This window comes from Vibrio sp., assembly GCF_047973365.1.
Classification (GTDB): domain Bacteria; phylum Pseudomonadota; class Gammaproteobacteria; order Enterobacterales; family Vibrionaceae; genus Vibrio.
Genome location: NZ_JBKEBW010000165.1, coordinates 1 through 11,286 on the forward strand (window position 1 = coordinate 1; position 11,286 = coordinate 11,286).

Annotated in this window: 11 protein-coding genes and 1 tRNA gene; 8 read left to right on the forward strand and 4 right to left on the reverse strand. The window is 43.6% G+C overall.

The features are described 5' to 3' along the window. Together ACK5MF_RS18905 and ACK5MF_RS18910 are read left to right on the forward strand one after the other, a co-directional pair. Positions 1-384 (forward strand): HAD-IC family P-type ATPase (locus tag ACK5MF_RS18905; RefSeq protein WP_416924067.1); only part of this gene is annotated, 384 nt, incomplete at its 5' end. A 140-nt stretch (positions 385-524) separates the two neighbouring features. Continuing rightward, on the forward strand, positions 525-1,397 hold the full coding sequence (locus tag ACK5MF_RS18910; RefSeq protein WP_416924068.1) for a TraB/GumN family protein: 873 nt from the start codon (positions 525-527) through the stop codon (positions 1,395-1,397). 76 nt (positions 1,398-1,473) lie between these two features. Here ACK5MF_RS18910 and ACK5MF_RS18915 read toward each other — a convergent pair. After that, positions 1,474-1,550 (reverse strand) — tRNA-Pro (locus tag ACK5MF_RS18915). Positions 1,551-1,900: 350 nt separating this feature from the next. Between ACK5MF_RS18915 and ACK5MF_RS18920 the strand changes: the two genes are divergently transcribed. From ACK5MF_RS18920 to rluF, 3 genes are all read left to right on the forward strand, one after another. Beyond that, positions 1,901-2,041, forward strand: coding sequence for a DUF3149 domain-containing protein (locus ACK5MF_RS18920; protein ID WP_416924069.1), 141 nt, complete (start codon positions 1,901-1,903; stop codon positions 2,039-2,041). Positions 2,042-2,214: 173 nt separating this feature from the next. After that, the gene (gene smrA, locus ACK5MF_RS18925; protein WP_416924070.1) at positions 2,215-2,811 is read left to right on the forward strand and encodes a DNA endonuclease SmrA; all 597 of its coding nucleotides are present in this window, start codon (positions 2,215-2,217) and stop codon (positions 2,809-2,811) included. A gap of 117 nt (positions 2,812-2,928) precedes the next feature. Further along, on the forward strand, positions 2,929-3,978 hold the full coding sequence (gene rluF, locus ACK5MF_RS18930; RefSeq protein WP_416924071.1) for a 23S rRNA pseudouridine(2604) synthase RluF: 1,050 nt from the start codon (positions 2,929-2,931) through the stop codon (positions 3,976-3,978). A gap of 59 nt (positions 3,979-4,037) precedes the next feature. Here the strand turns inward: rluF and upp are convergent, their stop codons facing one another. Continuing rightward, on the reverse strand, positions 4,038-4,664 hold the full coding sequence (gene upp, locus ACK5MF_RS18935) for a uracil phosphoribosyltransferase (protein ID WP_165312063.1): 627 nt from the start codon (positions 4,662-4,664) through the stop codon (positions 4,038-4,040). A 166-nt stretch (positions 4,665-4,830) separates the two neighbouring features. Between upp and purM the strand changes: the two genes are divergently transcribed. Both purM and purN read left to right on the forward strand, forming a co-directional pair. Continuing rightward, a complete protein-coding gene (purM, locus tag ACK5MF_RS18940; RefSeq protein ID WP_416924072.1) occupies positions 4,831-5,871 on the forward strand; it encodes a phosphoribosylformylglycinamidine cyclo-ligase in 1,041 nt (346 codons plus the stop codon). 3 nt (positions 5,872-5,874) lie between these two features. Then, on the forward strand, positions 5,875-6,513 hold the full coding sequence (gene purN / locus ACK5MF_RS18945) for a phosphoribosylglycinamide formyltransferase (RefSeq protein ID WP_416924073.1): 639 nt from the start codon (positions 5,875-5,877) through the stop codon (positions 6,511-6,513). Positions 6,514-6,602: 89 nt separating this feature from the next. Here the strand turns inward: purN and ACK5MF_RS18950 are convergent, their stop codons facing one another. Together ACK5MF_RS18950 and lpcA are read right to left on the reverse strand one after the other, a co-directional pair. After that, complete coding sequence (locus ACK5MF_RS18950) at positions 6,603-7,448, reverse strand: class II glutamine amidotransferase (RefSeq protein ID WP_416924074.1); 846 nt, start codon at positions 7,446-7,448, stop codon at positions 6,603-6,605. A gap of 99 nt (positions 7,449-7,547) precedes the next feature. Continuing rightward, complete coding sequence (gene lpcA / locus ACK5MF_RS18955; RefSeq protein WP_416924075.1) at positions 7,548-8,123, reverse strand: D-sedoheptulose 7-phosphate isomerase; 576 nt, start codon at positions 8,121-8,123, stop codon at positions 7,548-7,550. A 315-nt stretch (positions 8,124-8,438) separates the two neighbouring features. Here lpcA and fadE point away from each other — a divergent pair, with 315 nt between their 5' ends. Further along, a complete protein-coding gene (fadE, locus tag ACK5MF_RS18960) occupies positions 8,439-10,883 on the forward strand; it encodes an acyl-CoA dehydrogenase FadE (RefSeq protein ID WP_416924076.1) in 2,445 nt (814 codons plus the stop codon). The last annotated feature ends 403 nt before the right edge of the window (positions 10,884-11,286 follow it).

Below are 11,286 nucleotides of genomic sequence, written 5' to 3' on the forward strand. Positions count from 1 at the left end.
AACAGAGTTGTAGCCATGGTCGGTGATGGTATTAACGACGCACCAGCCCTTGCTCAGGCTGATATCGGTATTGCAATGGGTAGCGGCAGTGATGTAGCGATAGAGAGCGCGCAAATGACGCTACTCAATTCCTCACCGCTATCGGTCGTCAGTGCTATCGAACTGTCACAAGCGACAATTAAGAACATGAAGCAAAACCTGCTTGGCGCATTTATTTACAACAGCTTTGGTATTCCGATCGCCGCAGGTGTACTCTATCCGGCATTTGGATTCTTGCTTAGCCCTGTAGTGGCAGGCGCAGCAATGGCATTATCATCCATTACCGTTGTAAGTAACGCGAATAGATTAAGACTGGTTAAAACACGCTTTCACCAATCGAAATAAGTCAATGCAACGAAAGGCAGCCAGCGAATCTTGAGTATTAATTAAAGCGTAATTAGAACAATTGAGCTAATCTATTCTAAATTAAGGTTTTTATCCTTAGATAGTATTGGGAAAATTTAGAATCAGCAAAGGAATACAGCATGTCTGTAATTACTCATACTCTTGGTTGGCTGCTACCTTTCGTTATCTTCTCTGCTCATGCAGAGCCTTTGTATTGGAAAGCAACAAACGACAAAGTCAGCCTCACCATCATCGGCTCAGTCCACGTTGGTGAACCTTCCATGTTTCCTTTACCACAGGAGATCTATAAAGCGCTAAGCCAAAGTGATGGACTTATTGTTGAGTCCGATACCACCAATCAACAGAACATCGTCTACCCGCCAGCGTCTAAGCAAGCCGCTCAAGTGCTGAATCAGGAGCAACTGTTCAATCTTGACCAAATCATCAATGAGCTTGGGCTTAATGCTCAGCAAATCCATCAACTTCCACCATGGAGCGCAGCGTTATCACTGCAATTCTTACAATTACAAAAGCTCGGCTACCAAACACAAGATGGTGTTGATCTCCATCTCATGCAAAAAGCGGCTGACGCTAAAGTTCCATTGGTGCCTTTAGAAACCATGCAATTTCAAATCGACTTACTCACTCACCAACCCGAAGACGGCAAAGAGCTGTTAGTGAGTATTATTGACGAGTGGGAAAGTAACCAGGCAATGACACACTGCATGATCGAGAGTTGGAAAGCCGGAGATAAGTTAAACCTAGAAAAGATGATGCATCTTACTGAGATGTCGCCAGAAATGGAGCAAGCATTTGTCATCAGCCGTAACCAAGATTGGGCGAACAAGCTAAGTTCTGGGAAATTTCTGCCGACACAACAAGGTCAGTACGTGATGATCGTTGGCGCTTTACACTTAATCGGTGAACAAAACTTTATTGAATTGCTGGAACAGAAAGGCTTCAAGGTTTCACAACAAAACCGAAGTAAAAAAGCAAACTGCGAGTTTTTTTAAGCTCGTTCTATCCTAAATTATTGGCAATATACCAAAAATGACAAAAGCCCAACATTTCTGCTGAGCTTTCTAAATATGGTCGGTGAAGAGGGATTCGAACCCCCGACCCTCTGGTCCCAAACCAGATGCGCTACCAAGCTGCGCTATTCACCGAAACTGTATTGTCTCTGGAATCTAATGTCTAGAGGGTCACCCTCTGGTCCGCTAATTCCAAAATCCGGGATGCGCTACCAAGCTGCGCTATTCACCGAGATTGTTCCGTTCAATGGGAACGGATGCGTATATTACGGATTCTGAATAGTTACGCAAGTCATTTAGTTAAGTTTTTCATAAAATCAGTTTGTTCGATTAAAAAGCCATCAAACAACCATAAAACGTGACCAAATACACACACATAGAAACATTTGCACAACCTATCAATCACAATTGATCCAGATTAGTGTTGTTTTTTTAGCCAGAATTTAACTTAACTATTGTCTTCAAGCACTTTGAGAGGAAATACGATGGACTTATGGTTAGATCTCCTTTTCGGTAATGCAGTTGGGTTATCTTCAATGCTGGTCATTTTCGGCGCTATAGAGCTAATGCTGTTTTATGGCAGCTATTTCATCTACAAAGTATTGAACGACAAATCTCCTCACTAGATCGCTTAGCGTCTATTTTTAAATAGAATCACGCTTTGCACCGGAGTTGATAGCTTGTCAGCTCCGGTTTTTTATTTCGTTTACCTCAATTTCATTCTTCATACTTAACAGGTTGCTTGAGCAGCCTCGATTGTTATACTTCTGACATTCCATGATTAATTCGAGATAGCACTATGTCTAACGATGACGTTGAGTCTCAAGATGATTTCGAACTATTTCATCAAATGATGGGCGACGTAAAACCCATCAAGCAAGATACAGCCGAGCTAAATAAATCTCATCAGGTGACTGATGCACAGTTAGCTAAACGCGAAGCGGCAATTAGCCATTCAGATAATGACCCGGATTACCTTTCGATAGATCATGCACCCATGGTAAAACCTGACGACCACGTTGAATTTAAGCGTAATGGCGTTCAGGACGGGGTGTACAAGAAGATGCGCTTGGGTAAATACCCGATTCAGGCTCGCCTTGATTTACACAGAAAAACTCTCAAGCAAGCGCGCGATGAAGTGGTCGCATTCGTTAATCAATGTATGCGGATGGATATTCGCACTGTCATCATTGTTCATGGCAAAGGCGAGCGTTCCAACCCACCAGCATTGATGAAAAGCTTTGTCTCTCACTGGTTAACCCAAATAAAAGAAGTGCAGTGCATTCACAGCGCACAACGCTTTCATGGTGGTACTGGTGCTTTGTATGTTTTATTTAAGAAAAGTGTTGAGAAGAAAAATGAAAACCGCGAGCGCCATCAGAAACGTCTTGGCTAACAAATGATACCTGCTAGAATGCGCCCCTAATTAATTACTCTTTTTACTCCCCCTCATTAGAGGGAAGACTAAGAGCATTACAATCAAAAGCCGTTGTGAAACGTTACAGGAGACAACATGTCACAATCTCTAGCTAAACGCCTAAACAAGTACATCAGCGAAACAGGTTACTGCTCTCGTCGTGAAGCCGATAAGCTCATTGACCAAGGTCGAGTAACTATTAACGGTAAAATTCCAGAAATGGGAAGCAAAGTAAGTGACGATGATGAAGTACTGATTGATGGCAAGTCACTTCGTAGCAAAGAAAAACCTATCTATATCGCGCTCAACAAACCTACCGGTATCACTTGCACTACTGAACGAGATGTTGCGGGGAATATTGTCGATTTTATCGGTCATAAAAGTCGAATTTTTCCGATTGGACGCTTAGATAAACCTTCAGATGGTTTGATTTTCCTAACTAACGATGGCGACATCGTGAATAAAATTCTACGTGCAGGGAACAACCACGAGAAAGAGTATGTAGTTCGCGTTGATAAACCCATTACGCCTGAATTCATCAAGCAGATGTCCTCAGGAGTAAGAATTCTTGATACCGTCACCTTGCCATGTAAAGTCGAAATGGAAACTAAATTTTCCTTCCGTATTGTTTTGACTCAAGGATTAAACCGCCAAATTCGTCGCATGTGTGAAGCGCTCGGCTACGAAGTGTTCAAGTTACGCCGCGTACGCATTATGAACATATCTTTGGATGGCATTCCCAATGGTCAGTGGCGTTATTTAACCGATGCTGAAGTGGTAGACATTCTGGCAATGTGTGAAGAATCAACCGGTACTGAAGAAGCTTCTCGCGTTGACGCTAAAGGACACAATATTCGCAAAGCGACAGATGCGAAACTGTTCGATAGCCGAGAAGAAAACCGCGACTCAAAAGCTCGCAGAAACCAGAGATCGAGTTCTTCTAAAGACAAAACTTATCAAGGTCACAATGCCGATACCTTGCGCCATGCTCCTAACTCAAAGAAAGGAAAAGCGAGAAGTGAAAGCCAAGGTAAAGCTGAGCACGCGAATAGTCAGCAACGAAAACCTAAGCCATCAACACCAAGGCAAGGCGCTAAACCCTCAAATACTCCACGCACGGGTGGCACACTCAGCCTGAAAAAATAATGAAATATAACAAAGGGAGCGAGATGCTCCCTTTGTTATTGATAGTCAGTAATAAGTGATTACTTAGTACCGAAGATTTTATCGCCAGCATCACCAAGACCCGGAACGATATAACCTTTGTCATTCAATTTTTCATCAATAGCAGCCGTGTAAAGCTCAACATCTGGGTGAGCTTTTTCAAGTGCAGCAATACCTTCCGGTGCAGACACAAGCACCAATACTTTGATTTGGTTACAGCCTTTCTCTTTTAACAGATCGATAGTTGCGATCATAGAGCCACCAGTAGCCAGCATTGGGTCAACAACCAGTGCAATACGCTCTTCAATGTTTGAAGCCAGTTTGTTGAAATAAGGTACTGGCTCTAGAGTTTCTTCATCACGGTAAATACCGACCACACTGATACGAGCGCTAGGAATATGCTCTAATACACCATCCATCATGCCTAAGCCAGCACGTAGAATTGGCACTACCGTTACTTTTTTACCTTTAATTTGGTCAACTTCTACAGGACCATTCCATCCATTAATGGTTACTTTCTCAGTTTCAAAGTCTGCAGTTGCTTCATAAGTTAGCAGGCTACCTACTTCTGTAGCTAACTCACGAAAGCGCTTAGTACTGATGTCACCTTCTCTCATCAAGCCAATTTTATGTTTAACAAGAGGGTGTTTAACTTCAACAACTTTCATTTCCATCTCCGGCACAATTTAAATAAACCTCGGGATTATACACCTATTTTTTCAACTTTACCGACCAAAAATCGCGATAAAAAACTGACGCAAACGTTTTCCTTTTTGTTTTAAGCCCTGTAGAATAGCGCCGTTTTCATATCCAACTAAACCGAGGAACTTCCCCGTGAGCGGTAACAAGACTTCACTTAGCTACAAAGATGCTGGCGTAGATATCGATGCAGGCAATGCGCTTGTTGAACGAATTAAAGGTGCTGTAAAGCGTACTCGTCGCCCTGAGGTAATGGGTGGTATTGGTGGCTTTGGTGCGCTGTGCGAGCTACCAACTAAATACAAACAACCTGTCCTTGTTTCTGGTACAGACGGTGTTGGTACTAAACTTCGTCTTGCTTTGGATATGAAAAAGCACGACACCATTGGTATCGACCTAGTGGCTATGTGTGTAAACGACCTGATTGTACAAGGTGCTGAGCCTCTGTTTTTCTTAGATTACTACGCAACAGGCAAACTAGACGTTGATACAGCAGCAGACGTGGTTTCTGGTATTGCCGATGGCTGTGTTCAAGCTGGCTGCGCTCTAATCGGTGGTGAAACGGCTGAGATGCCGGGAATGTACGAAGGCGAAGACTACGATGTAGCAGGTTTCTGTGTTGGCGTGGTAGAGAAAGAAGATATCATCGACGGTTCTAAAGTGGCTGTTGGCGACGCGCTGATCGCTGTTGGCTCTAACGGTCCACACTCAAACGGTTACTCTCTGGTTCGTAAAATTCTAGAAGTTTCTGGCGCAGACAAGAACGCACTTCTTGAAGGTAAAACAATCGGTGAACACCTTCTTCAACCAACTAAGATTTACATCAAATCAGGTCTAAAACTGATTGCAGAACATAATATCCATGCGATTTCTCATATCACTGGCGGCGGCTTCTGGGAAAATATCCCTCGCGTACTTCCAGAAGGGACTAAAGCCGTTATTGATGGCAACAGCTGGGAATGGCCAGTGATCTTCAAATGGCTACAAGAGCAAGGCAACGTTGATACCCATGAAATGTACCGTACGTTTAACTGTGGTGTTGGTTTGATCATTGCCCTTCCACAAGACCAAGCTGAAGCCGCTGTTAACCTGCTGAAAGCAGAAGGCGAAGACGCATGGGTTATCGGTGAAATTGCAGCCGCTCAAGCTGGTGAAGAGCAAGTAGAGATCAATTAATTCATGAAGAGTATTGTTGTTTTAATTTCAGGAAATGGTACCAATTTACAAGCGATCATCGATGCTTGTGAGTCAAGCATTAGTGAAGGCAGAGTAACGGCTGTTTTTTCGAATAAAGCAACTGCTTATGGCTTAGAGCGAGCTAAAAAAGCAGGTGCAGCGGCACTGTTTGTCGATCCTAAAGAGTATGAGACTCGTGATGCTTACGACCATGCGCTAATGGAAAAAATCGATGAATATAAACCTGACCTAGTTATTTTAGCGGGCTATATGCGTATCCTGAGTAGTGAATTTGTACGTCACTACTTAGGACGTATGATCAATATTCACCCATCACTACTACCTAAGTATCCGGGTCTGAATACCTATCAACGAGCTATCCATGCGGGCGATGAAGAACACGGTACTAGTGTTCACTTCGTTACAGAGCAACTCGACGGTGGCCCTGTTATCCTTCAGGCAAAAGTGCCAATTTTTGATGAAGATACAGTAGAAACACTGACAGAGCGCGTACAAAACCAAGAGTACCGTATCTATCCTTTAGTGACTCAGTGGTTTGTTGAAGACAGACTTGAAATGCGCGAAGGTAAAGCATTCCTTGATGGCGAGCCTTTAGGTATGCACGGTTACGCTAGCGAATAAGCGCTAGTTAAAGCTTAGATTTAAAGCGAGCAAAAAGGGTTGATACTGCATCAACCCTTTTTTCATGTTCATTTTTTATGTTCAGCTTTTCACTCAAGCGACTTTCCAGGCGCTTGGTTTCCTGGCTTAGGCGCAGCAAATGCTACATCGGTTAAATCGGCACTGTTACTTTCGAACAGTTCACCATAGTGAAAAATATTGAATTCTCCCGGCTTCATTCTTTGCCACTGCTCGTTTCCGGTTAAAGGTTGAGTAGCAATCACAGAAACCACATCATTCGGAGTCGTTTCTTCCTGAAAGTTGATTTCAATATCTTCATCGAGTAATGCCGCACGGCCAAATGGCGCACGACGAGTGATCCAGTAAAGATGATTAGTGCAGTATGTCATCAGGTATTCACCATCAGACAGCAACATATTGAAAACCCCCTTCTCACGCAACTCATCGCAGCGTAAAGAGAGATAGCGGAATACCGCCTGCATATCTTTAGGTGGTTCTGGATAGCGATTTTCTAGCTTATCAAGTAGCCAGCAAAAAGCCGCTTCACTGTCTGTCTGTCCTACAGGTCGATGACGACCAGTCGCTAAATCTTGATAATCAGTGAGTTGTCCATTGTGAGCAAAGGTCCAATAGCGCCCCCACAGTTCACGAGTAAATGGATGCGTATTCTCTAAATTGACACCGCCTCTATTAGCTTGGCGAATATGGCTTATCACCGCGCAGCTTTTGATTGGGTATTCTTGTACTAACTGTGCAATCTTGGATTGGTAACTCGGATTTGGATCTTTAAATGTTCGAAAGCCTTTACCTTCGTAAAACGTGATTCCCCAACCATCTCTGTGTGGTCCGGTATTGCCGCCACGTTGAATTAAGCCAGTGAAACTAAAACAAATATCAGTCGGGACATTGGCGCTCATTCCGAGCAATTCACACATCTTAACTTTCTCTCCTACTACCCTAAAACGCCTGACTAGCGAGCATATTTCGAGCTAACTTTTATCATTTATGATAAAAATCAGCTCGATAATCATCAGTTATTCCATTTCTTTTTCGATCAGTTGGATCACGATATGGATAATTTTGATGTGAACTTCTTGGATACGGTCTGCATAACCAAAGTGTGGGACGCGAATCTCAACATCGGCAACCCCCGCCATTTTACCGCCATCTTTACCAGTAAGGGCGATAGTCTTCATGCCTTTTGCTTTTGCCGCTTCAATCGCTTTTAGGATGTTGCCTGAGTTACCAGACGTTGATAAACCAAACAGCACATCACCTGAAGCACCGACCGCTTCAACATAGCGAGAAAAAACAAAATCATAACCAAAGTCGTTGCTCACACAAGACAAGTGGCTTGGGTCAGAAATTGCGATACCCGGATAACCAGGACGGTTTTCGCGATAGCGACCAGTGAGCTCTTCAGCAAAGTGCATAGCATCACAGTGTGAACCACCATTACCACAAGACAGAACTTTGCCGCCTTGTTTAAATGAATCAGCAATAACTTTCGCTGCCGCTTCAATTTGAGCAATGTTGTGGTCATCGCTTAAAAATTTGTTCAGCACTTCAGCGGCTTCTGTTAGTTCACTTCTAATTAGATCCTGATACATAGTTATTCTCTTCTTAAATCTGCTGGCAGATGAGCTCTCTCCTTCGAGAGCTAGGACACTATTGAGTTTACCCAAACCTGTGACTCTGTCGATAGATAAGCCTCAATAATTGCACGACACAAACAATATTCCTCTCTCTGGAATTATGTCACAGAGCACATTTTAAACTATTCACTCTACTTAGATCACTTTTTGAACATGTATGAGTTTTACATTTTATTAATACTTCATTTACACTTTACTGGTTAGACCACTATTAAAAAATAAATGCTGACAACTCAATTAAACATACAGCATGACTATAAGGACATTAACATGGACATCTTGCTCTCTACACTTGGGTTCTTCGCAGTACTAAGCGCTTGCTTGTATCACAGAATATCCTTGTTCATATCACTCGCCGCGCTAACCATTACTATGCTGGTGCTCTCGCTATTTGGTCCAGTAGGCATAATCGGCTGGAGCTTATACCTGGCCGCAATCGCGCTTTTTACCGTTCCTTCCATTCGCCAAGCGGCCATTAGCGCAAAAGCGTTAAGCGTATTTAAAAAAGTACTGCCGGCAATGTCGCAAACAGAAAAAGAAGCTTTGGATGCGGGTACGGTATGGTGGGAAGCGGAGCTGTTCAAAGGCAAACCGAATTGGCAGCAACTGCACGACATTCCTGCGCCGCAGTTAAGTGAAGAAGAACGCGCTTTTCTTGAAGGGCCGGTGAATAAAGTCTGCGCTATGGTTAATGACTATCAAGTGACCCACGAACTGGCAGACCTTCCTCCAGAGGTTTGGCAATACCTAAAAGACAACAAATTCTTCGCCATGATCATTAAGAAAAAATACGGCGGCTTAGAGTTTTCGGCTTACGCACAATCTCTGGTACTGCAAAAACTAACGGGGGTCTCTGGCGTACTATCTTCAACCGTCGGAGTGCCGAACTCATTAGGCCCGGGCGAACTGTTACAACACTACGGTACTAAAGAGCAGCAAGATTACTACCTACCTCGCCTCGCTCAAGGTAAAGAGATCCCATGCTTCGCGTTAACCAGCCCTGAAGCGGGTTCCGATGCAGGTTCAATTCCGGATTATGGCATTATTTGCAAAGGAGAATGGGAAGGTAAAGAAGTTCTCGGTATGAAGCTAACCTGGAACAAGCGTTATATTACTCTTGCGCCAGTAGCGACCGTACTAGGCTTAGCATTTAAATTACAAGATCCTGAACAGCTACTTGGCGAGAAAGAAGATATTGGTATTACCTGTGCCCTGATCCCGACCAATCTAAAAGGAGTGGAAATTGGTAATCGCCACTTCCCGCTTAACGTCCCGTTCCAGAATGGTCCTACTCGCGGTAATGATATTTTTGTTCCACTTGATTTCATCATTGGTGGCCCAGACATGGCCGGTCAAGGTTGGAGAATGTTGGTTGAATGTCTCTCGGTTGGTCGTGGTATTACGCTACCTTCAAACTCCACAGGTGGAACAAAAACCGCCGCATTGGCAACCGGTGCTTACGCTCGAATCCGTCGTCAATTTAAACAACCTATTGGTCAAATGGAAGGTATTGAAGAGCCATTGGCACGTCTTGCAGGTAACGCTTATGTAATGGATGCCGCGAGCAATTTGACCGTAGCAGGTATTGACTTAGGAGAAAAACCTTCTGTTATCTCTGCGATTGTGAAATATCACTGTACTCACCGTGGTCAGCACTCAATCATTGATGCGATGGACATTGTTGGCGGTAAAGGTATCTGTTTAGGCCCTTCAAACTTCTTGGCCAGAGGTTATCAAGGTTCGCCAATTGCAATTACTGTGGAAGGCGCAAACATTCTGACTCGTTCGATGATCATCTTTGGTCAGGGGGCGATTCGTTGCCATCCATACGTACTAAAGGAGATGGAAGCGGCACACTCTGAAAGCTCTAATGCTGTTGAACTATTTGATAGTGCATTAGCTGGCCACGTAAGCTTTACCACCAGCAACTTGATTCGCAGTATTTGGTTAGGTTTAACCGATGGTTTAGGTTCTTACTCACCAACCAAAGATACAACTCAGCGTTACTACCAACAACTCAACCGTTACAGTGCAAACCTAGCGCTGTTAGCTGACATATCGATGGCGGTTTTGGGCGGTTCTTTGAAACGCAAAGAGCGCTTATCTGCACGTCTGGGCGATATTTTGAGCCAACTATACATGAGCTCTGCAACCCTGAAACGCTTTGAGAACGATGATCGTCCAATAGAGGATTTGCCACTGGTTCATTGGGGCTTACAAGACAGCTTGAAACAAACCGAAGTCGCCATTGATGAGTTCCTTGTTAACTTCCCGAACCCGATAATCGGCAAAGTGTTAAGAGTTTTAATGCTACCTTTCGGTCGCGTTCGTAAAGGACCCAATGACAAACTGGATAGCAAACTGGCGCAAATTCTACAGACACCAAGTGCAACCCGCTCTCGCCTTGGTCGCTACCAGTACTTGGCTCCTACCGCACATAACCCAGCAGGTCGTATTGAACTGGCGCTCAGCGTTATCCTGCAAGCTGAACCTATATTCAATAAAGTGTGTAAAGCACTTGAGAAACGCTACCCATTCACTCAACTCGATAAGATTGCAGCAGAAGGATTAGCCAACAACATTATTAATGAGCAAGAAGCTGAGCTTTTAATCGAGGCCGAAGGCCACCGCTTGTACACCATTAATGTTGATGATTTTACACCGTCAGAACTTGCGGCAAAAAAGACAAAAACCAAACTGGAGCAAGTCGCTTAGATAAAAATTAAACAACAAATCACATCAGTTAAAACGTAAAAAAGGGAGGTTTAACCTAATGTCTGTCAGTTAAAGAGTTATCGTTCCCACGGTCCCCCGTGGGAATGCATACCAAAGCCAAAATAGGCAGTTAATCTGACTTTCTGTTAGTCAAATATGCATTCCCACGCAGAGTGAAGTGACCCCCAATAGTTGGACAACCAATTATTGGGGGTCTTTTATTTATGTCCAAATACAGTCGCGAGTTAAAGTTCAAAGTAGCTAAAAAGTATCTTGATGGCTCCACTCCTCGAGAGCTCGCTGAAAAATATTCTGTCCCAACAAAACATGTTCGTTATTGGGCTCATGTTTTCACTATGCATGGTTCAAATTCATTTTTAATTGATGGCCATTCTCTTAGTGC

Bases quoted from the DNA above. Each gene is read 5' to 3' on its own strand.
- ACK5MF_RS18920 (WP_416924069.1), top strand. From the start codon at position 1,901: ATGGACTTATGGTTAGATCTCCTTTTCGGTAATGCAGTTGGGTTATCT.
- upp (WP_165312063.1), bottom strand. From the start codon at position 4,664: ATGAAAGTTGTTGAAGTTAAACACCCTCTTGTTAAACATAAAATTGGC.
- purN (WP_416924073.1), top strand. From the start codon at position 5,875: ATGAAGAGTATTGTTGTTTTAATTTCAGGAAATGGTACCAATTTACAA.
- smrA (WP_416924070.1), top strand. From the start codon at position 2,215: ATGTCTAACGATGACGTTGAGTCTCAAGATGATTTCGAACTATTTCAT.
- lpcA (WP_416924075.1), bottom strand. From the start codon at position 8,123: ATGTATCAGGATCTAATTAGAAGTGAACTAACAGAAGCCGCTGAAGTG.
- fadE (WP_416924076.1), top strand. From the start codon at position 8,439: ATGGACATCTTGCTCTCTACACTTGGGTTCTTCGCAGTACTAAGCGCT.
- ACK5MF_RS18910 (WP_416924068.1), top strand. From the start codon at position 525: ATGTCTGTAATTACTCATACTCTTGGTTGGCTGCTACCTTTCGTTATC.
- rluF (WP_416924071.1), top strand. From the start codon at position 2,929: ATGTCACAATCTCTAGCTAAACGCCTAAACAAGTACATCAGCGAAACA.
- ACK5MF_RS18950 (WP_416924074.1), bottom strand. From the start codon at position 7,448: ATGTGTGAATTGCTCGGAATGAGCGCCAATGTCCCGACTGATATTTGT.